The following is a 23,224-nucleotide window of genomic DNA, read 5'->3' on the forward strand; positions in this document are numbered from 1 at the left end:
GGAGCTGTCCATGGCTATCCTGCATACCCAGCTCAACCCCCGTTCAGCGGAGTTCGCCGCCAACAGCGCGGCGATGCTCGAACAGGTCGACGCCCTGCACACCCTGCTCGCCCAAGTGGCACAGGGCGGAGGCGCGAAAGCCCAGGAACGTCACACCTCGCGCGGCAAACTGCTGCCCCGTGAGCGGATCAACCGCTTGCTCGATCCGGGCTCGCCGTTTCTGGAAATCAGTCAGTTGGCTGCCCACGCCGTGTATGGCGAAGACGTGCCCGCCGCTGGCGTGATTGCCGGGATCGGCCGCGTGGAAGGCGCCGAGTGCATGATCGTCGCCAACGACGCGACGGTGAAAGGTGGCTCGTACTACCCGCTGACCGTGAAGAAACACCTGCGCGCCCAGACCATCGCCCAACAGAACCGCCTGCCATGCATCTATCTGGTGGACTCGGGCGGCGCCAACCTGCCGCGTCAGGACGAAGTGTTCCCGGATCGCGAACACTTCGGGCGAATCTTCTTCAACCAGGCCAACATGAGCGCCATGGGCATTCCGCAGATTGCCGTGGTCATGGGTTCCTGCACCGCCGGCGGCGCTTACGTGCCGGCGATGGCTGACGAAGCGATCATGGTGCGCAATCAGGCGACGATTTTCCTCGCCGGCCCGCCCTTGGTGAAAGCTGCGACCGGTGAAGTGGTCAGCGCCGAAGACCTCGGCGGGGCCGATGTGCATTGCAAGATTTCCGGGGTCGCCGACCACTACGCCGAAAGCGATGAGCACGCCCTCGCCCTCGCCCGCCGCAGCGTCGCCAACCTCAACTGGCGCAAGCTCGGCGAAGTGCAGCAGCGCGCGCCGATTGCGCCGCTGTACGCCAGCGACGAGTTGTACGGTGTGGTGTCGGCGGACGCCAAACAGCCGTTCGATGTGCGCGAAGTGATTGCGCGACTGGTCGACGGTTCGGTGTTCGATGAATTCAAGGCGCTGTTCGGAACCACGCTGGTGTGCGGTTTCGCCCATCTGCACGGCTACCCGATCGCGATCCTCGCCAACAATGGCATCCTGTTCGCCGAAGCCGCGCAAAAAGGCGCGCACTTCATCGAACTGGCCTGCCAACGCGGCATCCCGCTGTTGTTCCTGCAGAACATCACAGGCTTCATGGTCGGCCAGAAATACGAGGCCGGCGGCATCGCCAAACACGGCGCGAAACTGGTGACCGCCGTGGCATGCGCCAAGGTGCCGAAATTCACCGTGATCATCGGCGGCAGCTTCGGCGCCGGTAACTACGGCATGTGCGGGCGGGCCTACGATCCGCGCTTCCTGTGGATGTGGCCGAACGCGCGGATCGGCGTGATGGGCGCCGAACAGGCGGCCGGCGTGCTGGTTCAGGTCAAGCGCGAGCAGGCCGAACGCAGCGGCCAGGCGTTCAGCGCCGAGCAGGAAAGCGAGATCAAGCAACCGATTCTCGACCAGTACGAAGAACAGGGTCACCCCTACTACTCCAGCGCACGGCTGTGGGACGACGGCGTCATCGACCCGGCGCAGACCCGCGATGTACTGGCCCTGGCCTTGTCCGCGTCGTTGAACGCGCCTATCGAACCGAGCCGCTTCGGCGTGTTCCGGATGTGATCGGGAGAACCTCATGAGCGACTTCAACACCCTCGAATTGCAGAGCGATCCACGGGGTTTCGCAACCCTGTGGCTGAGCCGCGAAGAAAAGAACAACGCGTTCAACGCCGAGATGATCCGCGAACTGATCCTGGCGCTGGACAAGGTCGCCAGCGATGCCAGCCTGCGCTTTTTGCTGGTACGCGGACGCGGCAAGCACTTCAGCGCCGGCGCCGATCTGGCCTGGATGCAGCAATCGGCCGAACTCGATTACCACACCAACCTCGACGACGCCCGGGAACTGGCGGAGCTGATGTACAACCTCGCCAAACTGAAAATCCCGACCGTGGCCGTGGTGCAAGGCGCGGCGTTCGGCGGTGCGCTGGGTCTGATCAGTTGCTGCGACATGGCGATTGGTTCCGATGACGCGCAGTTCTGTCTGTCAGAAGTGCGAATCGGTCTGGCGCCGGCGGTGATCAGCCCGTTCGTGGTGCAAGCCATCGGCGAACGCGCGGCCCGGCGTTATGCGCTGACGGCCGAGCGTTTTGGCGGCCAACGGGCGCGTGAAATTGGATTGCTCTCCGAAAGTTATCCGGCGGCCGAGCTTGAACAGAAAGTCGAACAATGGGTCGACAACCTGCTGCTCAACAGCCCCGCCGCCATGCGTGCCAGCAAGGATCTGCTGCGTGAAGTCGGCAACGGCGCCCTGACCCCGGCCCTGCGTCGCTACACCGAAAACGCCATCGCCCGCATCCGCGTCAGCCCGGAAGGCCAGGAAGGCTTGCGGGCCTTTTTGCAGAAACGCCTACCGAGCTGGCAAGCCGCAACCACCACCAAGGAGCCGCGTTGATGAGCGCACCTGTTCTCACCACCCTGCTGGTGGCCAACCGTGGCGAAATCGCTTGCCGGGTGATGCGCACCGCCAAGGCACTGGGCCTGACCACCGTGGCCGTGCACAGCGCCACCGACCGTGAAGCGCGGCACAGCCGTGAAGCGGATATCCGCGTCGATCTGGGCGGCAGCAAAGCGGCCGACAGTTATCTGCAAATCGACAAACTGATCGCGGCGGCCAAGGCCAGCGGCGCCCATGCGATTCATCCGGGTTATGGTTTTCTTTCGGAAAACGCCGGGTTTGCCCGCGCCATCGAAGCGGCGGGCCTGATCTTCCTCGGCCCGCCGGCCTCGGCCATTGATGCGATGGGCAGCAAATCCGCCGCCAAGGCTCTGATGGAAACGGCCGGCGTGCCGCTGGTGCCGGGTTATCACGGTGAGGCCCAGGATCTGGACACCTTCCGCGATGCTTGCGAGCGCATTGGCTATCCAGTACTGCTCAAGGCCACTGCCGGCGGTGGTGGCAAGGGCATGAAGGTCGTTGAAGACGTCAGCCAGTTGGCTGAAGCGCTGGCCTCGGCCCAGCGTGAAGCGCAGTCGTCGTTCGGCGATTCGCGGATGCTCGTGGAGAAATACCTGCTCAAGCCGCGCCACGTGGAAATCCAGGTGTTCGCCGATCAGCATGGTAATTGCCTGTATTTGAATGAGCGCGACTGCTCGATTCAGCGCAGACACCAGAAGGTCGTTGAGGAGGCACCGGCACCGGGGCTGAGCCCGGAGTTGCGCCGGGCCATGGGCGAAGCGGCGGTGCGTTCGGCGCAGGCCATCGGTTATGTCGGCGCTGGCACGGTGGAGTTTCTGCTGGACGCTCGCGGCGAGTTTTTCTTCATGGAGATGAACACGCGGCTGCAGGTCGAACACCCGGTCACCGAGGCCATCACCGGGCTCGATCTGGTGGCGTGGCAGATTCGCGTTGCTCGTGGCGAAGCGTTGCCGATCACTCAGGATCAGGTGCCGCTGAACGGGCATGCGATTGAAGTGCGGCTGTATGCGGAAGATCCGTCGAACGATTTCCTGCCGGCGACCGGACGCCTCGATCTGTATCGCGAATCCACCGTTGGGCCGGGGCGCCGTGTTGATGCGGGCGTTGAGGAAGGCGATGAGATTTCGCCGTTTTATGACCCGATGCTCGGCAAGCTGATTGCCTGGGGCGAGGATCGTGAACAGGCGCGGTTGCGATTGCTGAGCATGCTCGATGAGTTCGCGATTGGCGGGTTGAAGACCAACATCAACTTCCTGCGTCGAATTATCGGTCATCCGGCGTTTGCGGCGGCGGAGCTGGATACCGGGTTCATTCCGCGCTATCAGGAGCAGTTGCTGCCAGCGCCTGCTGCGCTGAGCGATGAATTCTGGGATGCGGCGGCGCAGGCTTTTGCACAGAGTTTGCCGGGGATGACTCGGGAAGATGATCCGGCCTCACCTTGGGCGCTTCACAGCGGCTTGCGCGCGGGGTTGCCACGTGAAATCACTCTGCATTTGAGTTGCGAGGGGCAGGATCGGGCGCTCACGCTCGGTGCTGGCGGCAATGCAAAATTGATCGGCGAGCAACTGGTGATCGAGCGCGATGGTTTGCGTCGCCAGCTCCGGGCAATTCGTCGCGATAACGCGCTGTACCTGCAATGGGACGGCGAGCTGCGACGCATTGAAACGTACGACCCGATCAGCGCTGTCGAAGCCAGTCACAGCCATCAGGGCGGTCTGACTGCGCCGATGAACGGCAGCATCGTACGGGTGCTGGTGGAGGCTGGGCAAACGGTTGAAGCCGGCGCTCAACTGGTGGTGCTGGAAGCGATGAAGATGGAGCACAGCATCCGCGCCCCCCATGCCGGTGTGATCAAGGCGCTGTATTGCCAGGAAGGTGAAATGGTCAGCGAAGGCAGCGCGCTGGTCGAGCTGGAAGAAGCTTGAAAGGTGGATCGATCCTACGCATTGCGAGGATCGATCTGACTAGTACTTGGCCGATGCCTGAACCACGACACCGATAATTCGGCACTCGTCGGTAAACACGGCTTTCGGCCAGGTCGGATTGAGCGGCATCAGGTAACGCTGGCCGCCCTCTTCGATCAGTTTGCGGAAAACTGCCTCGTCACTGTCCTGCCACTGGGCGATCACCAGTTTGCCGGGCTCCGCCTCCACCGCCGGATCCACCAGGATCAGCATGCCCTCGCCGATGCTCTGCCCGGTTGGTGCGGTCATCGAGTTGCCCATTACCGTGAGCCAGAACGCCGGGCCTCGGGCATGGTAATCCGTCAGTTCGAAACGTCGCTTGTCCTTGCCGCTCGAATACGCTGGTTGGCTTTCACGGGCCTCGATCGGGGTTTTCCAGTCGCTGACCGGATAGCGGAAGTAAGGGTTGTACTTCTGCGCCAGAGGCATTTCGTCGTCCTTGTCGACTTGCGGTTCGCGGATCACTACCGCGACTTCGAGAAACTCCATGCCCAGCGCTTTCAGCACGCGGTTCATCTGCGTGATGCCGGGCTCACGGCGTTTGTTCAGCCAATGGCCGATACCGCCCTGAGACATGCCGACGCGCTCGCCGAGTTCGACTTGAGTGACATTGAGTTCACTCATTTTGGCCTTGACCAACTCAATCCATTTATCCATGTGCGGCACCATACGTGCCCATCCCGGGCCATCAAAACACATATTGTAGTATTTAAATTCTGGTCACAAATACTCTAGGTACTATTCTTGGATCACGGATTTGAATCGACCAAGGAGTGACCTTTCACCATGAACATCACCAGCAAAGACCTGCCCGACCTGCAAATGGACACCACCTTCACGTCTGCGCAAGGTTGCGCCGCTGCGCAGCGGGCATTGGACTATTACTTGAAACCGGCTGTGTCAGAACCGGATGTGGAGGAACGCTTTTTCGGCGTGAACAGCAACCTGAGTGGCGAAGAATCCCTGGTCCACGCCTCGGATTTGCTGCGATGTGCAGCGGCCACGGCATTCAAGGCAGCAGACGGCTTGCAGGGTGTCAGTCGGGATTTGGCTTTTTCGGTCGTGCACATGGTGGACATGGCACGAGCGATGGTCGATCACTCGCTCGATGGCGGTGTTCGCTGAAGACGGACGGGAAAGAATTTTCCAATCGCGCAGATAAAAACGTTTGACTTGCAAATGATAATGATTATTATTGCAAGCAACTGGTCGCGAGATCAGTCGATGGACCAGAGACCTTAGGTCGGTCTTCTGGACTATCTCCTCATCAGGCTAATCACGGTTTTTGACCCGGCTTTTTGCCGGGTCTTTTTTTTGCCAGTTTTCTGGCTTGTGGCTTCAGGCTAATGAAGTCTTTGGGTGCCGCAAATTCGATGGCGCGGATAATATCAAAAGAATATCGCTTGGCAAGAGAACCCCGCCCGCGTTAGGGAAAAGTAATGCCAATTAGCACTTGAGAATCAATCGCACAGCCACTAAGCTGCATCCGCGTCATGGAGGACGCCCCCCGCCACACCCCGCAATTTCCCTCGGTTTCACCCCTGTCTTGCGTGTAAAGTAGCCGCCATAAAAATCATATTCAGGAACCGATTATGACCGTGGCCAAATCTTCGTTCGACATCAGCGCCAACTTCGACAGCGGCAACATCCAAGTCATCGACATCAGCAACCCGCTCAGCCCGGTTCTGGCGATTCGGCCAGATACCCGCAGCGCCCACTTCCAGTGGTTCCACTTCAAGGCCAGCGGCCTGCATGTTCATCAGGAACACTGGTTCCGCCTGGTCAACGCCAGCCAGTCCTCCTACAACAAGGCCTGGACCGGCTATCAGGCCGTCGCTTCCTACGACCACGTCAACTGGTTCCGCATTCCGACCCAATTCGAAGGCGACAGCCTGCGCTTCTGCCTTGAAGCCGAGCAGACTCACGCCTGGTTCGCCTACTTCGAACCCTACAGCCGTGGCCGTCATGACTGGCTGATCGAGCAAGCGCTGACCAAGGCCGGCACCGAGCTGCTGGCCACTGGCAAAAGCGTCGAAGGCCGTGATATTCAACTGCTGCGCAAAGGCACTGGCGCTGAAGGTCGACGCAAGATCTGGATCATCGCCCAGCAACACCCGGGCGAGCACATGGCCGAGTGGTTCATGGAAGGCGTGATCGAACGTCTGGAGCATCACAACGATCCAGTGCTGAACAAACTGCTGGAAAGTGCCGATCTGTACCTGGTGCCGAACATGAACCCGGACGGTGCCTTCCACGGCCACCTGCGCACCAACGCCATCGGGCAGGACCTGAACCGCGCCTGGCAGAACGCCAGTCAGGAAGTCAGCCCTGAAGTCCTTTTCGTACAGCAGCAAATGGAAAAGTACGGCGTCGATCTGTTCCTCGACGTACACGGCGATGAAGAAATCCCCCACGTGTTCACTGCCGGCTGCGAAGGAAATCCGGGCTACACCCCGCGGATCGAGAAACTCGAAGAACACTTCCGCAGCCACCTGAAACACACCACCAAAGACTTCCAGACCAAGTACGGCTACACCCGCGACGAACCGGGTCAGGCCAACATGACCCTGGCGTGCAACAGCGTCGGCCAGAAATTCGACTGCCTGTCGCTGACCCTGGAAATGCCGTTCAAGGATCATGATGACGCACCGAACCCGCTCACCGGCTGGTCGGGCCAACGCTCGAAACAATTGGGCAAAGACGTGCTGACCACCATCGCCGACATGGTCGACACCCTGCGCTGATCCCCCCTGTTTTTCGCCACATGAAAGATCGCAGCGTGTCTGCGATCTTTTTTTTGCGCTGCACTTTTACCCAATCAGGTTGCAAAACAAAACCAGATTACTTACCGTCAATCCAGTTTTAATTTAAAACCTGAAAAGGAACCGGGACATGAAAGCTCAAACACTCGGCAGCGGCGTGGTGTTGCTGTTCGCCATTGCCTGCGGTCTGGCGGTGGGTAACGTGTATTACGCTCAACCGCTGTTGGATGCCATGGCCGCAGCGTTCAACCTGTCGCCCGCCAGTATCGGCATCGTCATCACGCTGACCCAGGTCGGCTACGGCGTCGGGCTGATACTGCTCGTGCCGCTCGGCGATCTGCTCAACCGTCGGCGCTTGATTGTCACGCAAACCCTGTTGTCCGCCGCGGCATTGCTGATGATCGCGCTGGCAACCAGCAGCACCTGGCTGCTGATCGGCATGACCCTGACCGGTCTGCTCGCCGTCGTCACTCAAGTGCTGGTGGCCTATGCCGCAACCCTGGCCATCCCGGCGCAACGCGGACACGTCGTCGGCGTCATCACCAGCGGCATCGTGGTCGGCATTTTGCTCGCGCGCACTGTGGCTGGCGGGATGGCGGATCTGGCCGGTTGGCGGGCGATTTATCTGTTATCCGCAGGGCTGACGCTGGTCATGGCGTTGCTACTGTTTCGCGTGCTGCCCAAGGACGAGAGCCCGCAACCGGCAACATCCTATACAGTGCTGATCGCCTCGGTGTTCCGGTTATTCCAAGAGGAACCGGTACTGCGACAACGGGCGATTCTGGCCTTGCTGACCTTCGCCAGCGCCATGGTCCTGTGGACGCCGATGGTGCTACCGCTCGCCGCCCCGCCGCTGTCGCTTTCCCACAGTGAAATCGGATTGTTCGGACTGGCCGGCGCGGCTGGCGCACTGGCGGCTGCAAGAGCTGGGCGCTTGGCGGATAGAGGGTTCGGCCAATGGGTCAGCGGCCTGTCCTTGCTGCTGATGCTCGGCTCATGGCTGCCGATTGCCTTTACCCAATCCTCGTTGTGGGCGCTGCTGCTAGGCGTGATCACTTTGGATCTGGGCCTGCAAGCTGTGCACGTCACCAGCCAGAGCATGATCTACAGCGTCCGCCCGCAGGCACAGAGCCGACTGACCGCCGGCTACATGCTGTTTTACTCGATTGGTAGCGCCGTGGGCTCAATTGCATCGACCGCCATGTACGCCTGGGCAGGATGGCCGGGTGTCTGCTGGTTGGGTGCCGGAATCAACATGGTCGCGTTGTTGTACTGGTGGCGAACGCTGGCACCGCAAAAACGTGGCGAGCAGACTTGCTCCCTCGCCACGCCAGATTAACGTCCGTGGTCAGTCGCGACTCCGTCCCCGCAGCATGCTGTCGAGCACCTCGTCACGGCGCACCCAACCATGGAACAGCGCCGCCGCCAGGTGCAGCAACACGGTCAGAAACAACAGATACGCCAGATAACCGTGTGCCTTGCGCAACAGCGCAAACACCTGGGCATCCGCCGGCAGGATCGACGGCAATTGCAACGAATGGCCAAGCATCACCGGATCCCCCGCCGCGCTGATCATCGCCCAACCCAGCAGCGGCAACACCAGCATCAGCGCGTACAACAACACATGCGACGCCTTGGCCGCCATCACCTGCCAACCCGGCAAGTCCTCCGGCAGCGGCGGCTGACGCGTGCCCAGTCGCACCAGAATGCGCACGATCACCAGCAACAGAATCGCAATGCCAAGCGGTTTGTGCAGGTTGATCAGCCATTCATGCCGCGCCGATACCGAGGTCACCATACCGGCGCCGATAAACAGCATGGCGATGATCATCAGCGCCATCAGCCAGTGCAGCAGTCGCGCCAGCGGATTGAAATGCGTCGGTGGCGTTCTCATGGGCGAGCCTCCTGTTTGGCGGCGGGCAGTTGGCTGACTTCGCTGGTGCGACGCAGGTAGGAATCGGCGTAACCGGCTGAACGAGCGGCGAGCAGCGGGTCGTCGGAACCTTCAATCCCGGCGGGCAGGACCAGTGGGTCGTAGTTGATGTCACGGCATTCGCCGCTGAGCTGCGGCTGAGTCTTTTCCAGCACCAGGGTGCCGGCGTTCAGCACTTTGCGACCGCCAGGCCAGGCCTTGCTCGCGTCGTTCACCGGATCGTCGGCGTTGGCCAGGGTGATGTTCAACTGAAAACGCAGCGGTCCTTCGGCCAGGTGTTGCACCAGATCCTTCTCCAGAAAGTCGCTGCCCTCCGGCGCCGTGGCCCCGGCGGGATCCTGCGCCAATGGCGTCATGCTCCAGCGCACGGCTTGCTTCTTGCCACTGGCATCGACCAGATAGAACGCGTTGACGCTGTTGTAGGTTTCCGTGACATAGCTGGCCGAAGGTTTGGCCCCCTTTATCCAGGTCAGGAACGGTACGGCTTCCGGGTGCGAGGCAAAGAACGCCGGGACCTTGCTCGGGTCCGGTTTGCCCGTCGCCGGATCCGGCGATTGCGCCTGCTGCAATTGATAGAACGCCTCAGGCGTGCCGACCGGGAACACCGGCATGCTGTTCATCCCGGTACGCCACTGCTGGCCGTTGGCCTGAGTGAAACGCAGCGCCAGGCTGCGAATCGGTACGGCGCTGTCCGGTGCATAAGGACTGCCCGCCGGCAACGCAAATCGCCCGACCACCGGCGTGCGTGGCTCGTTGAACACCTGCGCAACGGAGAACGGCCGCGCTTCACCGCTGCTCTCGAAATGTCCGATCACGCACACGCCCTTGGCGTGGTTGCGGCGAAACCCGGGATGCACGCCGTTGTTCTTTTCCAGCACATCAACCAACGCTTTTGGCGTCAGGCGTTGTGGGTCAAACGAGCCATGAACATAGGCAAACGCCCCGGCCACTGCTGCGACCACCACGGCGATACCGCCAAGACGCAACACCAGGCTCGCGGCACTCAGTGGCGGGCGTTGTGGCCCGCCGGGCGGTGAGCTGCGATCAACCATGAAAGACTCCAGGGCCATCGGCCACAAGTAGGAAGAATCAGCAAGACGCACGCCATCAGGATTTATTCCACGGCCCGGTATTTATTTTTCCGAGCGTGGAATAACCTCGAATGCCGGGCGTCTTCCTAGTCCACAGCGTAGTGACTAGCAGAACTTCATGAGCGAATTCGACGAACAACTGAGAGAAATCATTCCCAGATTGCGGCGCTTTGCCGTGTCGTTGACGCGCAACAGCAGCAGCGCCGATGACCTGGTGCAGGCCAGTCTGGAGCGCGCCCTGTCCAGTTGGGGTGACAAACGCACCGAGGGCGATCTGCGCGCGTGGCTGTTTTCGATTCTGTATCGCCAGTTCCTTGATGCGCACCGACGCTCTCGGCGCTACGCGCGGATGCTCGAATTCTTCACCGGCCGCGATGACGCCGAACCCTCAGTAGAACGCACCGTGATTGCCCAATCGACCCTGCAAGCCTTCGATCGCCTGCCCACCGAGCAACGCGCCCTGCTGTTGATGGTGTCGGTGGAAGGCTTGACCTATAAGGAGGTCGCCGAGATCCTCGACGTCCCCACCGGCACCGTGATGTCGCGCCTGTCCCGCGCCCGCCAGGCTCTGCGCCAGCTCAGCGACGGCGAAATCAGCAGCCCTTCCTTGCGGATACTCAAATGATCAGCCTGCCCCCCAGCGAGCGTGATTTGCACGCCTACATCGACCACCAGCTCAGCGACGCCGACCGGCGTGTGCTGGAAAACTGGCTGGCCAGCCACCCCGACGACGCTGCGTTGATCCGCGCCTGGCAACAGGATGCCCAGCACCTGCGCGCCGCCCTCGGTGGCGCCCTGCAACAGCCGGCGAATCCAGACCTCGATCCGGCACTGATCCGCCAACGGCTCAAGCATCGATCACGCCGACAATTGGCCAGCGCAGCCGTGTTGCTGATAGCGGTCAGCATCGGCGGTATCAGTGGCTGGCAAGCCCGGGAAATGACCTTTGTGCGCACGGTTGCGCCCATGACCGATGCCTTGCAGGCGTACCGTTTGATCGCCCAGCAAGGGATTCTGCCGGCGGACTACAAGGTCGGCGGCGAAGGTGACATGCAGCGCTGGCTCGACCGTTACTTCACCCAGGCCAACCGCCTGCCGGACCTGACGGCGGCGGGTTTCCGGCCGGTCAGCGGACGCCTGCTGAGCACCGAAGAAGGTCCGGCGGCGATGGTGATGTATGAGGATCGCGCCGGGCACAAAGTGAGTTTCTACGTGCGCCCGCCCGGGCCGAAAAACACCTTCCTGCCACGCGGTAGCCGACTCGACGGGGATTTACAGGCCGAATACTGGTCCGGCGAAGGTTACAACTACGCGATGGTCAGCCCGACCGACACTCCGGCAGCGCAGCTCCTCAAGCAGACCGTGCGCTTCTGATCGGATCAGAAGCCGACATCCAGTACCACGTTGTCCAGATAGGTGCCGGCGGGCGGCGTGGTCTGATCGGTGTAGATCTTCGCGTTGTAGTTGAAGATCTGGCTGCCGGTGCCCAAACCATTGCCAGGATTGACCTCGGCATCGCTGCTGGCCCGTCGCTCCGCACCGACACTGCCCCAGCGAGTGGTGCCGGCGCTTTTGAAAACGTCGTAGGCCAGGTAATTGCTGCCGGAAATCATTCGTCGTCGACCGCCGACACTGACCGCGTTCTGTCCGTCGTTCAAACCCACGGTATAGGCGCTGCCCTTGGTGCAGGCCAGGTTGATGGTCTGACCGGTCACCGGGGTAAACGCACTGATCACCGGGGCGCTGCCGAAGGCGATGTTGGGCGCAGTGATGGTGCAATCGTTGGCCACGGTCAGGTTCACCGTCAGCGTCGTGGTGCCGCTACCGATATCGCGCCCCAGACACACCGAGCCGATGCCAATCCCGGAGCAGTAGTTCCAGTTCCAGAAAATGCTCAGGGTTTCGGTATACACCCCGGCTGCTACGTTGCTGCCGATGGTGGTGCCGAAGTACAGCGGCACGGTTTTCGGCACCGTACCACCGAGCAATCCGAGCGCATCGATGATGCCGTTGCGGGCGAAGTCGTAGGCCGTGCCGCGGGTCAGCGGGTAGCTGGTGCTGTTGTTGGCGTAGATCGTGTAGCCGATGACGTCGCCGGTCGGCCCGAGCAAACCACTCTGGGTCGAAGTCACCGTGGCCCAGAAGTGGTCGCTGGTGCTTAACAAGGACAGTAGCGAGCCCGTACAGCTCAAACCACCGTTCAGCGTGGAACTGGGTTGCGAGGTCGTGCGAACTGCAATCGAACTGATCGTGCCGAACGCGGCCGGTGTGGTCGTGACCACCGAACACAGCGCCTGCGCCGCCCCCGGCAACGTCAGCACCAGCCACAGGCAGAGCCGAACCCACGTCATTGGCACACCAGCGGCCCGATCAGCGGCACCTGATCCTGTTGCAGATCCACATTGAACTGCGCCTGACAGGTCTTGCCATCCGCCAGGGTCACCCTTAATGAGTTCTGTGCTCGCAGGTTTTCCAGATAGACCAGCCCGTCCCAGCCCACCACCGTGCGCGTGCCACTCTCCTCATGCAGCACGCCACTGCCCAGCGGCAGTTCCTGTTGCTGCGCATCCACCAGCACGATGCTCGCGGCAATCACCCGGCTCAGCGGAAATTCCAGCAGATAACCGCTGCCACGGCGCACGGCAATCCGCTGTTCGACATTCGGGCTGCGCACGTTGGCCGGCAGGTTCAACGGATCGATTTCGTATTTGCCGCGGTAGTAGGCACTGCTCCACGGCACCAGCAAGTGGCCGTTGCGATCCGTCTGACCGACCTGCTGGTTCTCGTAACGCACCGGAACATCCGCATAACCATCGGTACTGACCACCACGAAGGCATCGTCGATGCGGTTGGCCGCAAACACTTGATGATCCATCCACACTAGCGATCCGCTGGCATCGGCCCAGCGGGTTTCCGCATCCGAGGTGCCGTAGACACCGGCCTGCAACTGCACCGATTGCAGACGCCAGGTCACATCGGCCTGACGGTAATCAGGCCCGTCGCCGTTGGCATAACCGAGATTGAAACCTACCCCGCCCTGGGACGGCACGGCACGGCTGTAGTTGACGCGTTGTTGCGTCTGCCCGGTCTTGCTGCGCTCGCTGCTGATGGCCAGGCTGCCGCGCAGATCGAACGGGATCACCAGTTGCGCCTGTACCGCCCAGTTGGCATCACCGATTTCGCGGTTGGCCGACAGGTAGAAACTGCTGTTGTGCCATAACGGCTTGCTCCAGCTCAGGTTGAGCAACCGCGTGCGGGTTTCGTCCGCCGCCCGAATATCGAAGTAGCCGACACCCAGACTGCCCCAGCGCTCAAGGTTCAGGCTCAGGGTCGCCTGCTCGCTACGCTTGCTGAGGCTGGTGTAAGGACTGTCGACCACCGTGAGGTCGGCGTACTGGTCGCGGCGTTGCAACCGTTGCCAGGAAAAGCTGAAACGTTGAGCGCTGTACTGATAACCGAGACTGAGTTGCTGACCACCGTCACCGTCAAAACGGCTCTGGCTGATCGCACTGTTGAGGACCCCGAAATTGCCCAGCCGCAGATTGCCACCGAGCCCGCCGAGGGTCAGTGAATCGGCCGCTTCGGCGTGGCTTTCCAACGTGAAGCTGTCGCTGATGCCATAACGCAGGCTGCCCGACGTCACGCCCGGCCCGTAGCTGAAATCCTTCAACCCGTAATCACGTCGCAGCGTACCGGCGCTGACCGAGAAATCGCTCAAGCCCTTTTGCAACAGGCTGCTGGTGACATAAAAAGGCACGGTGGTCGACACTTGCCGACCCAGCGCATCGGTGGTCACCACCACGGCTTCGCCCGCACCGTTGATGAACGGAATGTTGGTCAGCGTGTACGGCCCCGGCTGCAAATCGGTGCTGCTGGACTTGTAGCCATTGATGAACAGGTCCACCGAGGACGGCACCGCCGCTTCACCGGCGAACTGCGGCAGCGGATAAGTCACCAGGTCCGGGCGCACCGCAAAATCCCGGGAGAACTGCACGCCGCCCAGACGCACCGAGCTGCTCCACGGCAAGGCGCCGCTGACCACGTCCCCCGCCTCGTAGGTCAGCATCCGCTCATCATCGGAGAAGCGCCATGTGGTGTCGTAGCGCAGATACCCGTTGCTCAGCGTGCTGACCGAATCCCCCGACAAGGTGCGCCGGTACTGCCCGGTGTTGGACAGCGTGCCCCAACTGTCGAACACCCGCACCTCGTTCCATGCCGCCAGATAAGTCCCGGCGTCATCGGTGTCGTTGAGGTACAGGTCATAGTTGAACAACGCGCCGAAACTGCTCAGCGCCGGGGTCCGCGGGTAGACCTGACGGTTACCGATGAATTGCTCCGGCAGCCAGTCCGGCGGCACGTCGAGCAGCAGTCGCTGGCTGACGCTGTCGTAGTCGCTGTGCAGCCCCGGCAGACCATCGAGATCGACTTCAGCCCCCGCACTCTCGGGCAGTTTCATACCGGTGTCACGCAACACACTGGCCGGCAGGAACAACCGCCCGCCGCGCTGCTCCACCGCCACCACCCGACCGGTATTCATCTGGTTGACCACCAGTTCCAGAAACAACTGAGCATCGCTGACGGCCTCCATGCCGCTGGGAGGCGGCGGCAGTTCGCCGGCCCCGGATGGATGAATGAACATCAGGCAACACGCGCCGGTGACAAGCCACAACGGACGCTGAATACGGCGAGCCCATCCCGGACTCATTAGCGTGTTTCGTCCGTCAATGGACTGGTTCCTCCTGAAACCGCTGTTGCCCGCCGGCCAATCGCTTGCCTGGCGGCCCCGCACTACCCGGCCCGCAGGCCGCCATCGCTACTTCGCCGGAGCGATGCTCTGCACTTGTGCTGCGCCATTGATCCGTCCCGCCAGTTCCCCCGCCACAGGTCCCGGCGCCGGCCAGCGCATCACCGCGCCGGGCAACACATAACCCAACAGCCCTTCCGCCAGCGGCTTGCTCTGCCCGCCCTGCTTGAGCGCAACATCGGTCAAGCGCGCATGTACCGCGCCCTGATTGCGCACTTCCACATAAGGCCGTCCATCCACCGCCACCGTGCGCCAGCTCAATTGCGGCAGGCCGATGCCTTTGGGATCACGCTGACGGGTCGTGTCTTCCTTGCTCCACAGCCCCGCGCCGTAGGCGAACAGGGGCACCGAATAGCGCATCTGGAAGCGGATCGCGGCGGCGGTTTTCCCGGCGTCGGCGGCAGGCGGCTGGGCCGAGGGAATTTCGTCGATGATGATCCGGTAGGCCAGTTCCTGGCCGGGCGGGACTTCCCTGGTCCGGGTCAGTCGCACCAGTTGCTTCTGCCCCGGCTCGATCTTCGCCACCGGTGGACTGCCGATCACGTCACGCTGGTTCTGGTATTGCTCCTGGAAACCGTTCTGGCTCCAGCCGAACACCCTGATCTGCAGGTTGGCGGTTTCGCTGCCACGATTCTCCAGCCACAGCGCACTGGCCTGCTGATCGGCTTCGAGCACCGGATCGATCGGCCAGATCAGCACCGAACTGGCCGCCTGCGCCTTGACCGCAGCGAGCAGAGCCCACATCAACATCGCGCAACGCACGAGCCATGGCCGTGACGTGATAAACCCCATAAACCCGCTCCTTGTGCCTTGCATCACCACGACAGCTGCACCTGCAACACGTCGCTGTATGTCCCCCCAGGCTGATTGCCCGGCAATTGCACCTGACCGTAGATCGGCAGGCTGATGTTGTTGGCGTCGCTATAGGCCACCGCCACGGTCTGGCCGATGCCCAGACTCTGGCTGTAGGCCGCATCGCGAAACAGCGCATACGCCACCTTCGCACTGCCGCCACTGATCTGCATGCGTCGCCCGCCGCTGTTGTACTGACCGCCATCGACCGTCATGTTCAGCGTCACCCCCGGCGTGCATTGCAACTGCACGCCACCGCTCAATGCCACTTGCACCGTGCCGGTGGCCAGGGCGGAACTCGAGCCGAAATTCAGCCCGCCATAGTTCGACACGCCCCCCACCACCAGGCAGCCCGGTGTGATCGTCGCGCTGACCTGAAAGCTCTGGCTGGTCACCGCCGCCAGCGGCAACGGCACAGCCCCCGCGCATAGCACCAGCAGCGCCGCACAGCCATGCCGGCCCATGGCACTAGAACGTCAGTTCAACGGAAATGGTGTCGGTGTAAGTGCCCGCCGGCAGGCCGGCCTTGCCCACCGCCTGACCGTAGATGTTCACGGTCTGCGCCACACCGGTGCTGGCGGCGAGGTTGATCACGCCGTCGATGGCCAGCAATTGCGAGTGCCCGGCATCGGTGTACAAGTCGTAAGGCACATAGTTGGCGACACCGTCGTACAGCGCGCGGGTGCCGCCGGGCGACAACCCGTCATGGGCACCGGCCCGCACCTTGACCGTCGGCGTGGTGCCGGCAGAGCAGAGAATCGACAACGCCCCGCCACCGCCGCCCAGCACTTGCCCGGTGGCCGTGGTGAACAGGCTGTTGGCGGTGCCGAAGTTCAAGGCACCGAAGTTCAGACCGGAGGACCCGCCGGAACCGTTGACCTGGCAACTGCTGATCAGGATCAGGCTGGAGGTGATCTGACCGGTGACCGTGGTGGCGGCGTTGACGCTGGAGGCCAGCGTCAGGCCGAGCAACGACAAACCTATCCTTGATGCAATCGTACGCATGGTGTCCTTCCTCTACGGTTTACCAATCGAGCGTCACCGTCAGGGTGTCGGTGTAGACACCCACCGGTACCGCACGGGTGTTCGCCACCACCGTGCCAAATACCGGGATGGGTATCTGCGCGCCGCTGGTGACAGCGAAATTGTGTTGTTGGCCGATGCTGTAGCTCTGGCTGCCCGAGGCATCGAGAAACAGTTGATAGGGAATGGTCTGGCGACCGTTGCTCAAGCGCCGGGTGCTGCCGTCGCCATGGGCGCCACCGTCGATGGTCACGGTGAAACCGGTCACTGAAGGATTGCAGGCCACGTTGAGCCGGCCGCTGCTGTCATTGGCCAGGCTGGCCTTGATCGGCGCATTCCAGGTCGGGCCCTGCTGGCCGAAATCGAGTTTGCCGAAATCGCCCACCGGGCTGGCGATGCTGGACGAATTGGTCACCTCGCAGCCGGCGATCAGAATCAGCCGCGCATGAATCTGCCCGTTGATCGCGGCTTGCGCGTCCTCGGTGAGCAACAGCAATGCGCCTGTGGCGACTACCAGCCAGTGCTTGCCTGTCATTGCGTCCCTACTCCTTCTGATCCTTCAGCGTCACTCGACCTCTGCGTTCGTCATTGAACGTCGATTTCCTGTTGCATCCGGCTCGATCACCAGGTGACCGTTACCTTGACCAGATCCGAATACCGGCTGACACGCGGAACTTCGGCCATCCGCTCGATCCGCCCATACAGCGGCAATTCAACCGAACCGCTGTCCGGCACCCTCCCGGTGACCGGCACGTCCACCACCAGCGGCACTCGCCGCGCGGCGTCCTGATACAAACGGTAAGGAATGACTTTGCCACCCGCCTCGCCTGCCATGTAGCGCACTTCGCCCGTCCCGCCGTGCAGGCCGCCATCGACGCGCAACTGATACGGCGTGTCCGGGTTGCATTCCAGGCGCGGCAATCGCGAATTGATCAGCGCCGCCCCGAGCGGCCCGGCCGGATCGTCGAGGCGCGCCGTGCTGCCGAAGTCGAGCACGCCCAGTTGCTCGATACCGGCTTCGCGCTGCTGGCCGATCAACTGGCAACCGCGCTGCACATCGACGCGCACCTCAACCTGCAAGTCAGCCGCCTGCACCGTTGTTGCGAACCCGCCCAGCAATGCCCAGACCATCCCTGCATTCACTGCCCGTTCCTTGATGGCGACAGCGTCTGTGTCGTTACAGTGTTTCAGGTTAGCAACGGACGCCGATTGCGCCAGTCGATTGGATCCACTGATCGGGCGGGATTTGTTTCGAAAGATTGGCGATCCGGCACGCCAGGACGCTGAAAAAACCTGTACGCGCCGCAGAATGCTGTCCAGAAAATTCGCCGGCCGATAAAGCGCAGTGGAAGGAAAACTATCCGTCTGGTTACACTACGCCGCCGCGCTCGGGGGGAGCCGGCCTGACGATGACGGAGTGACCACACCGTGCCCGCCCGACCGCCCGAACGTTCGCGTCTGTCACAACGCCTTTCAGGATTACGCCGCTTGTTCGGCAAGCGAAACCTGGCCAGTGCTGGCCATTGCGCCAGCGCCCAGTCGATTCGCGATTATTTCCGGCACAAAGCCCATGGCCAGGGCTACACCCTCAGCCACAGCCAGCAGCGGGTGATCGACTGCATGGCACAGCAGGCCGGCCTGTTGTTCGGCCCTTCGGCGCAAACCCCGCCCAGTCTTTACCTGCACGGCGCCGTCGGGCGCGGCAAGAGCTGGTTGCTCGACGGTTTTTTCCAGGCGTTGCCGATCCAGCAGAAACAGCGCCTGCACTTCCATGAGTTCTTCGCCCGCCTGCACCAGGGCATGTTCCGTCATCGAGAGCAGGACGACGCCCTCGGCGCCACCCTCGACGAGTTGCTGCAGGACTGCCGGGTGCTGTGTTTCGACGAGTTCCATGTGCATGACATCGGTGACGCGATGCTCATCACCCGCTTGTACAAAGCTCTGTTCCAGCGCGGCATCCTGCTGTTGGTCACCTCCAACTATCCGCCGGAAGGACTGTTGCCCAACCCGCTGTACCACGCGCGGTTCAAACCGGTGATCGATCTGATCAATGCCCGCATGCAGGTCATGGAAGTCGGCGGCCCCCACGACTACCGCAGCCAGGCGCGCAACCACGCGCATCAGCTGTTCACCCAGGGCCATTACGTTTGGCCAGCCACGCCGGCACAACGTCTGGCGCTGGACTTGCCGCCACGCGATACCGCGCCGCAGCCGTTAGCGGTCGGCAACCGGGTTTTACAGGCGCGTCTGTGCACAGGCCGCCGCGTCGCCTTTACCTTCAATGACCTTTGCGAGCAGCCCACGGCCGTGATGGATTATCTGGAACTGTGCCGACGCTTCGACCAGTGGATCATCGATGAACTGCCGGAACTGGACGAATGCTCGATTGCCGTCCAGCAGCGCTTCATCAACCTGATCGACGTGCTCTACGATCAGGACAAACACCTGACGCTGCTCGGGCAGCTGCCTCTGCACGAAAGCCTGGCCGGCAACGCCATTGACCTGGCCCGCACCCGCAGCCGGCTGGGACAATTGCCGGAAGTGCGTGAACCGGCCTGATTTGCCGTTATCATGCCGCCCATTCCCGGCGTCACTGCGCCCTCTTTGATAGCGACCCATTACATGCACACCCTTGCTCAATTGCGCGCCGGCGAACTGTCGGGCATCACCCGGCTGGACCTGGTCGAAGGCTTGACCGAGTTTCCACCCGAGATCTTCGAACTGGCCGACACGCTGGAGGTGCTCAACCTCAGCGGCAACGCGCTGAGCAGTCTGCCGGACGATTTGCATCGCCTGCGCCATCTGCGCGTGCTGTTCTGCTCCGACAACCGGTTCACCGAACTGCCCGAGTGCCTTGGCCAGTGTCAGACCCTGAGTATGATCGGCTTCAAGGCCAACCGGATCGCCCGAGTGACCGGCGCTGCACTGCCACCAAAGCTGCGCTGGCTGATACTGACCGACAACCTCATCGAAACCTTGCCCGCCGAACTGGGTGAGCGCCCGCTCCTGCAAAAACTCATGCTCGCCGGTAACCGTCTGCGCACCTTGCCGCCGTCCTTGAGCCAGTGCCATCGACTGGAGCTGATCCGCATCGCCGCCAACCAGCTGACAGAATTGCCGCAATGGCTGTTGACCCTGCCGAGCCTGACCTGGCTGGCCTACGCCGGCAACCCGCTGGAAACCGAGGCCGACGCCGCCGCACTGGAGGTCACGCCGCTGATCGATTGGTCGACCTTGCGTCTGGAACAACGGCTGGGCGAAGGCGCGTCCGGGGTGATTTCCCGTGCGGTGTGGCAGCCGGCCGGCCAACCGGAGCGCTCGGTAGCGGTCAAACTCTACAAGGGCGAAATGACCAGCGACGGCTCGCCGTTGCATGAGATGAACGCCTGCATCACGGCCGGGCTGCACCCGAATCTGATCCGGGTCGAAGGCCGCATTGGCAATCACCCCGATGGCCAGCAAGGGCTGGTGATGCAACTGATCGATCCGAGCTATCGCAACCTCGCCGCCTTGCCGAGCCTGGCCTCCTGTTCGCGGGATATCTACACCGATGACTGCCGGTTCAGTGCCGATGTCGCCTTGCGCATCGCCAAGGGGATTGCGTCGGTCGCCGAGCATCTGCACGAACAAGGCATCACCCATGGCGACCTTTATGGGCACAACATTCTGTTGAACGATCAGGGCGATTGTCTGCTGGGGGACTTTGGCGCGGCGTCGTTCCATGCCACCACGGACAACCTGGAAACCCGCGCACTGCAACGCATCGAAGTGCGAGCGTTCGGGATTTTGCTGGGGGAATTGCTGGCGCGCATCGACTCGGGTCTGAGTGCGGATCGGCGTGAAGTGCTGGAGGCGCTGGAACAGCGCTGCTGTCAGCCAGATGTGCTGGCGCGACCGGGATTCAGCGAGGTTGTGCAGCAGCTGGAAGCGTTGTAGCCGCTACACCGCCATCGCGAGCGAACTCGCGATGGCGGCATCATTGACGCAGCGGATCAGCCGGCCAGGCCGACGAACATGTCCTGCACGTCGTCGTGGTTGTCGAGGCCTTCGAGGAACGCTTCGACTTCAGCCATCTGCTCGTCGCTCAGGCCGCTGACCGGGTTCTTCGGCTGATAGCCCAGCTTGGCCGACAGCACGGTGAAACCTTGCTCAGGCAGGGCTTTCTGCACCGAGTCCAGGTCGGTCGGGTCGGTCAGGAACAGGGTCGCGCCCTCTTCGCCCGGCTCGAAGTCCTGGGCACCGGCTTCGATCGCGGCCATTTCCGGATCGGCATCCGGGGTGTCCGGCGAGGCTTCGATCATGCCGACGTGGTTGAAGTCCCACGCGACCGAACCGGAAGCGCCCAGTTGGCCCTTGCGGAACGCCACGCGGATTTCCGCCACGGTGCGGTTGATGTTGTCGGTGACGCACTCGACGATCAACGGAACCTGGTGCGGAGCGAAACCTTCGTAAGTCACGCGATGGTACTGAACGGTCTCACCCAGCAGGCCCGCGCCTTTCTTGATCGCGCGGTCCAGGGTTTCCTTGGGCATCGAGGCTTTCTTGGCCTGTTCGACCACCAGACGCAGGTGTGCGTTGGTGGCGGTATCGGCACCGTTGCGGGCAGCGATGGTGATTTCTTTCACCAGTTTGCCGAAGATCTTGCCCTTGGCGTTGGCTGCCGCTTCTTTGTGTTTAACCTTCCACTGTGCGCCCATTACTCACTCTCTTGATCTGTGGCGCCGAGACATCTATTGGCCGACGCGTGGCGCCAAGTTTATACGGCCTAAAGTCGGCAATCGACCAAAAATTCCGTCACGTGTCGACATCTTCTACACACCTTGTAGGGCGATTCTGAAAAACCGGTTTGTCATGACCATTTCGCACTGCGGTTTCGTACCCTCTGTGGCCCGTATGACCCGACAGAGCCCGTCCGAATGCTCAATGACAAGGAAAGTCCCTTCACGCTGACTCTCATCGAGGGTGGCCTGTGCCTGCCGGTACTGCGCTTCAGCGGCCATGAAGGCCTGAACCGGCCCTATCGTTTCGAGATAGAAGTCCTTGGCCTGGCCCCGGCCCTTGCCCCCGCCACCCTGTTGCATCGGTCGGCCTTCCTGCAGTTGAGTGAAGGTCATGGCCTTCACGGCACCCTTCATAGCGCCAGTTGCGAACATCGCGGTGCCCATCGGATCGGTTACCAAGTGGTGCTGGTGCCGCACCTGCAGAGGTTGGAGCACCAGCCCAGGCGCCGGGTGTTCACCCGGTTGAGCGTGCCGGACATTCTCGAAAGACTGCTCACCGAACATCGCCTGCCCGCACACGGTTACCGGCTCGACCTGACGGTGGGACACTATCCGCCGCGTCCGTTTTGCATCCAGTACGACGAGACCGACCTCGCACTGTTGCATCGGCTGTGCGAGGAAGAAGGCATCCACTATCACTTCGAGCACCGGCCGGATGGCCATGTCGTGGTGTTCGCCGATGACAGTCTGAACCTGCCGCAGCCCCCGATACCCGTGCCCTTCTGTCCAGAGAACGAGGCGCGCGCGCCCACTCTCAGTACGCTGTTCCTGCGTCACGACGCCGTCACGGCGCAGGTGTCACCCACCGTCCGTGAACGCGGGCAACCGAGCAACGACGATGAGGCGGCCAATCACGCGGCGACAGGCGTCATCCCCCTGCGAGGATTCCCGCCCTCCGGGCAACGCCACGCCGATCAACGCAGCCGTCGACAGCTGGAACGCCAGCGCTGCCAATACCGCTGCATTCAGGGTCGCAGCGATTGCACGCAATTGCTCAGTGGCCATCTGTTGCAGGTCACGGATCATCCGGTGGGTGCGTTCAACGAGCAGTGGCTGATCACCGAATTGCGCCATCAGGGGCAGCAGCCGTCGATTCTCGAGCCGATGTCCACGCCCCGCCGTTATCACAACGATTTCACTGCACAGCCCTGGTCGACGGAGTATCGCCCGCCGCTGCGGCAACCGCGCCCGAGCATTCCGGGCTATCACCCGGCGCAAGTGCTGGGTTCGCCCGGGCAACCGCCGCAGCTGGACGATCTGGGCCGAATCGCCGTCAGGTTATGGCCCACGCTGGCACAGAACGCCGACGGTGACGGGTTATGGCTGGCAATTGCCATGGTCGGTGCGGGCGGCCGGATCGCCAGGGAAGCGCTGCCGCGTGCCGGCAGCGAAGTATGGGTGAGTTTTCTCGACAGCGATCCGGATCGACCGATCCTGTGCCTGGACGTCAGCCAACCTCGCCCGGCGCGCAAAAACCCGGAACCACACGACAACGGCCTGTTGCTCGACTGGCTACTCAATCGCACCCCACCTTCGTCCTGAC

General features: G+C 62.2%; 22 protein-coding genes. 11 read left to right on the plus strand and 11 right to left on the minus strand.

The window, feature by feature from the left end:
- Nucleotides 1–10 precede the first annotated feature (10 nt).
- Genes IF199_RS19340 through IF199_RS19350 form a run of 3 tightly spaced genes read left to right on the plus strand, consistent with a single transcriptional unit; the run spans nucleotide 11 to nucleotide 4,396 of the window.
- Nucleotides 11–1,618: a carboxyl transferase domain-containing protein gene (locus IF199_RS19340; RefSeq protein ID WP_192558430.1), complete on the plus strand. Its 1,608-nt coding sequence runs from the start codon at nucleotides 11–13 to the stop codon at nucleotides 1,616–1,618.
- A gap of 13 nt (nucleotides 1,619–1,631) precedes the next feature.
- Nucleotides 1,632–2,447: a gamma-carboxygeranoyl-CoA hydratase gene (locus IF199_RS19345; RefSeq protein ID WP_192558431.1), complete on the plus strand. Its 816-nt coding sequence runs from the start codon at nucleotides 1,632–1,634 to the stop codon at nucleotides 2,445–2,447.
- Nucleotides 2,447–4,396, plus strand: coding sequence for an acetyl/propionyl/methylcrotonyl-CoA carboxylase subunit alpha (locus tag IF199_RS19350; protein WP_192558432.1), 1,950 nt, complete (start codon nucleotides 2,447–2,449; stop codon nucleotides 4,394–4,396). The genes IF199_RS19345 and IF199_RS19350 overlap by 1 nt, the downstream gene beginning before the upstream one ends.
- A gap of 39 nt (nucleotides 4,397–4,435) precedes the next feature.
- On the opposite strand, the gene IF199_RS19355 is transcribed toward IF199_RS19350, so the two are convergent.
- Complete coding sequence (locus tag IF199_RS19355; RefSeq protein WP_192558433.1) at nucleotides 4,436–5,092, minus strand: LexA family protein; 657 nt, start codon at nucleotides 5,090–5,092, stop codon at nucleotides 4,436–4,438.
- Between the two features lie 129 nt (nucleotides 5,093–5,221).
- On the opposite strand from IF199_RS19355, the gene IF199_RS19360 reads away from it, so the two are divergent.
- The 3 genes from IF199_RS19360 (at nucleotide 5,222) to IF199_RS19370 (ending at nucleotide 8,536) form a co-directional block, all read left to right on the plus strand.
- A complete protein-coding gene (locus IF199_RS19360) occupies nucleotides 5,222–5,560 on the plus strand; it encodes a DUF6124 family protein (protein ID WP_096822304.1) in 339 nt (112 codons plus the stop codon).
- A gap of 467 nt (nucleotides 5,561–6,027) precedes the next feature.
- Nucleotides 6,028–7,179, plus strand: a complete 1,152-nt coding sequence (locus IF199_RS19365) for a M14 family metallopeptidase (protein ID WP_192558434.1) — start codon at nucleotides 6,028–6,030, stop codon at nucleotides 7,177–7,179.
- Between the two features lie 148 nt (nucleotides 7,180–7,327).
- Nucleotides 7,328–8,536 (plus strand): MFS transporter, encoded by a 1,209-nt coding sequence (locus IF199_RS19370; protein WP_192558435.1) that lies wholly within the window; start codon nucleotides 7,328–7,330, stop codon nucleotides 8,534–8,536.
- Nucleotides 8,537–8,545: 9 nt separating this feature from the next.
- Here the strand turns inward: IF199_RS19370 and IF199_RS19375 are convergent, their stop codons facing one another.
- Both IF199_RS19375 and IF199_RS19380 read right to left on the minus strand, forming a co-directional pair.
- Nucleotides 8,546–9,091, minus strand: coding sequence for a cytochrome b (locus IF199_RS19375; RefSeq protein ID WP_096822307.1), 546 nt, complete (start codon nucleotides 9,089–9,091; stop codon nucleotides 8,546–8,548).
- Complete coding sequence (locus IF199_RS19380; RefSeq protein ID WP_192558436.1) at nucleotides 9,088–10,182, minus strand: catalase family peroxidase; 1,095 nt, start codon at nucleotides 10,180–10,182, stop codon at nucleotides 9,088–9,090. The genes IF199_RS19375 and IF199_RS19380 overlap by 4 nt, the downstream gene beginning before the upstream one ends.
- Before the next feature lie 157 nt (nucleotides 10,183–10,339).
- Here IF199_RS19380 and IF199_RS19385 point away from each other — a divergent pair, with 157 nt between their 5' ends.
- Nucleotides 10,340–10,846: an RNA polymerase sigma factor gene (locus IF199_RS19385; protein ID WP_192558437.1), complete on the plus strand. Its 507-nt coding sequence runs from the start codon at nucleotides 10,340–10,342 to the stop codon at nucleotides 10,844–10,846.
- The gene (locus IF199_RS19390; RefSeq protein WP_192558438.1) at nucleotides 10,843–11,595 is read left to right on the plus strand and encodes an anti-sigma factor family protein; all 753 of its coding nucleotides are present in this window, start codon (nucleotides 10,843–10,845) and stop codon (nucleotides 11,593–11,595) included. Before IF199_RS19385 ends, IF199_RS19390 begins: the two co-directional genes overlap by 4 nt.
- A 5-nt stretch (nucleotides 11,596–11,600) precedes the next feature.
- Here IF199_RS19390 and IF199_RS19395 read toward each other — a convergent pair whose 3' ends face one another.
- The 7 genes from IF199_RS19395 to IF199_RS19425 form a co-directional block, all read right to left on the minus strand.
- Nucleotides 11,601–12,572 carry a Csu type fimbrial protein gene (locus IF199_RS19395; protein WP_192558439.1) on the minus strand — a complete coding sequence of 324 codons (972 nt, stop codon included), beginning with the start codon at nucleotides 12,570–12,572 and terminating at the stop codon, nucleotides 11,601–11,603.
- Nucleotides 12,569–14,926 carry a fimbria/pilus outer membrane usher protein gene (locus IF199_RS19400; protein WP_192558440.1) on the minus strand — a complete coding sequence of 786 codons (2,358 nt, stop codon included), beginning with the start codon at nucleotides 14,924–14,926 and terminating at the stop codon, nucleotides 12,569–12,571. Before IF199_RS19400 ends, IF199_RS19395 begins: the two co-directional genes overlap by 4 nt.
- Before the next feature lie 108 nt (nucleotides 14,927–15,034).
- Complete coding sequence (locus tag IF199_RS19405; RefSeq protein WP_192558441.1) at nucleotides 15,035–15,817, minus strand: fimbrial biogenesis chaperone; 783 nt, start codon at nucleotides 15,815–15,817, stop codon at nucleotides 15,035–15,037.
- A 23-nt stretch (nucleotides 15,818–15,840) separates the two neighbouring features.
- Nucleotides 15,841–16,341, minus strand: a complete 501-nt coding sequence (locus IF199_RS19410) for a Csu type fimbrial protein (RefSeq protein WP_102621736.1) — start codon at nucleotides 16,339–16,341, stop codon at nucleotides 15,841–15,843.
- A 4-nt stretch (nucleotides 16,342–16,345) separates the two neighbouring features.
- Nucleotides 16,346–16,882: a Csu type fimbrial protein gene (locus tag IF199_RS19415; protein WP_102621735.1), complete on the minus strand. Its 537-nt coding sequence runs from the start codon at nucleotides 16,880–16,882 to the stop codon at nucleotides 16,346–16,348.
- Nucleotides 16,883–16,901: 19 nt separating this feature from the next.
- Nucleotides 16,902–17,435 (minus strand): Csu type fimbrial protein, encoded by a 534-nt coding sequence (locus IF199_RS19420; protein ID WP_096822316.1) that lies wholly within the window; start codon nucleotides 17,433–17,435, stop codon nucleotides 16,902–16,904.
- Between the two features lie 86 nt (nucleotides 17,436–17,521).
- The gene (locus IF199_RS19425) at nucleotides 17,522–18,031 is read right to left on the minus strand and encodes a Csu type fimbrial protein (protein WP_192560982.1); all 510 of its coding nucleotides are present in this window, start codon (nucleotides 18,029–18,031) and stop codon (nucleotides 17,522–17,524) included.
- 297 nt (nucleotides 18,032–18,328) lie between these two features.
- Between IF199_RS19425 and zapE the strand changes: the two genes are divergently transcribed.
- Nucleotides 18,329–19,459 (plus strand): cell division protein ZapE, encoded by a 1,131-nt coding sequence (gene zapE / locus IF199_RS19430; protein ID WP_192558442.1) that lies wholly within the window; start codon nucleotides 18,329–18,331, stop codon nucleotides 19,457–19,459.
- Between the two features lie 63 nt (nucleotides 19,460–19,522).
- Nucleotides 19,523–20,836, plus strand: a complete 1,314-nt coding sequence (locus IF199_RS19435; RefSeq protein WP_192558443.1) for a protein kinase — start codon at nucleotides 19,523–19,525, stop codon at nucleotides 20,834–20,836.
- A gap of 56 nt (nucleotides 20,837–20,892) precedes the next feature.
- On the opposite strand, the gene IF199_RS19440 is transcribed toward IF199_RS19435, so the two are convergent.
- The gene (locus tag IF199_RS19440) at nucleotides 20,893–21,597 is read right to left on the minus strand and encodes a YebC/PmpR family DNA-binding transcriptional regulator (protein WP_007951538.1); all 705 of its coding nucleotides are present in this window, start codon (nucleotides 21,595–21,597) and stop codon (nucleotides 20,893–20,895) included.
- A gap of 219 nt (nucleotides 21,598–21,816) precedes the next feature.
- Here IF199_RS19440 and IF199_RS19445 point away from each other — a divergent pair, with 219 nt between their 5' ends.
- Nucleotides 21,817–23,223 (plus strand): type VI secretion system Vgr family protein, encoded by a 1,407-nt coding sequence (locus IF199_RS19445; protein ID WP_192558444.1) that lies wholly within the window; start codon nucleotides 21,817–21,819, stop codon nucleotides 23,221–23,223.
- Nucleotide 23,224: the final 1 nt, after the last annotated feature.

Source organism: Pseudomonas allokribbensis, assembly GCF_014863605.1.
In the GTDB taxonomy this organism is placed as follows: Bacteria; Pseudomonadota; Gammaproteobacteria; order Pseudomonadales; family Pseudomonadaceae; genus Aquipseudomonas; species Aquipseudomonas allokribbensis.

Bases quoted from the DNA above. Each gene is read 5' to 3' on its own strand.
- IF199_RS19340 (WP_192558430.1), top strand. From the start codon at position 11: ATGGCTATCCTGCATACCCAGCTCAACCCCCGTTCAGCGGAGTTCGCC.
- IF199_RS19345 (WP_192558431.1), top strand. From the start codon at position 1,632: ATGAGCGACTTCAACACCCTCGAATTGCAGAGCGATCCACGGGGTTTC.
- IF199_RS19350 (WP_192558432.1), top strand. From the start codon at position 2,447: ATGAGCGCACCTGTTCTCACCACCCTGCTGGTGGCCAACCGTGGCGAA.
- IF199_RS19355 (WP_192558433.1), bottom strand. From the start codon at position 5,092: ATGGATAAATGGATTGAGTTGGTCAAGGCCAAAATGAGTGAACTCAAT.
- IF199_RS19360 (WP_096822304.1), top strand. From the start codon at position 5,222: ATGAACATCACCAGCAAAGACCTGCCCGACCTGCAAATGGACACCACC.
- IF199_RS19365 (WP_192558434.1), top strand. From the start codon at position 6,028: ATGACCGTGGCCAAATCTTCGTTCGACATCAGCGCCAACTTCGACAGC.
- IF199_RS19370 (WP_192558435.1), top strand. From the start codon at position 7,328: ATGAAAGCTCAAACACTCGGCAGCGGCGTGGTGTTGCTGTTCGCCATT.
- IF199_RS19375 (WP_096822307.1), bottom strand. From the start codon at position 9,091: ATGAGAACGCCACCGACGCATTTCAATCCGCTGGCGCGACTGCTGCAC.
- IF199_RS19380 (WP_192558436.1), bottom strand. From the start codon at position 10,182: ATGGTTGATCGCAGCTCACCGCCCGGCGGGCCACAACGCCCGCCACTG.
- IF199_RS19385 (WP_192558437.1), top strand. From the start codon at position 10,340: ATGAGCGAATTCGACGAACAACTGAGAGAAATCATTCCCAGATTGCGG.
- IF199_RS19390 (WP_192558438.1), top strand. From the start codon at position 10,843: ATGATCAGCCTGCCCCCCAGCGAGCGTGATTTGCACGCCTACATCGAC.
- IF199_RS19395 (WP_192558439.1), bottom strand. From the start codon at position 12,572: ATGACGTGGGTTCGGCTCTGCCTGTGGCTGGTGCTGACGTTGCCGGGG.
- IF199_RS19400 (WP_192558440.1), bottom strand. From the start codon at position 14,926: ATGAGTCCGGGATGGGCTCGCCGTATTCAGCGTCCGTTGTGGCTTGTC.
- IF199_RS19405 (WP_192558441.1), bottom strand. From the start codon at position 15,817: ATGGGGTTTATCACGTCACGGCCATGGCTCGTGCGTTGCGCGATGTTG.
- IF199_RS19410 (WP_102621736.1), bottom strand. From the start codon at position 16,341: ATGGGCCGGCATGGCTGTGCGGCGCTGCTGGTGCTATGCGCGGGGGCT.
- IF199_RS19415 (WP_102621735.1), bottom strand. From the start codon at position 16,882: ATGCGTACGATTGCATCAAGGATAGGTTTGTCGTTGCTCGGCCTGACG.
- IF199_RS19420 (WP_096822316.1), bottom strand. From the start codon at position 17,435: ATGACAGGCAAGCACTGGCTGGTAGTCGCCACAGGCGCATTGCTGTTG.
- IF199_RS19425 (WP_192560982.1), bottom strand. From the start codon at position 18,031: ATGGTCTGGGCATTGCTGGGCGGGTTCGCAACAACGGTGCAGGCGGCT.
- IF199_RS19435 (WP_192558443.1), top strand. From the start codon at position 19,523: ATGCACACCCTTGCTCAATTGCGCGCCGGCGAACTGTCGGGCATCACC.
- IF199_RS19440 (WP_007951538.1), bottom strand. From the start codon at position 21,597: ATGGGCGCACAGTGGAAGGTTAAACACAAAGAAGCGGCAGCCAACGCC.
- IF199_RS19445 (WP_192558444.1), top strand. From the start codon at position 21,817: ATGCTCAATGACAAGGAAAGTCCCTTCACGCTGACTCTCATCGAGGGT.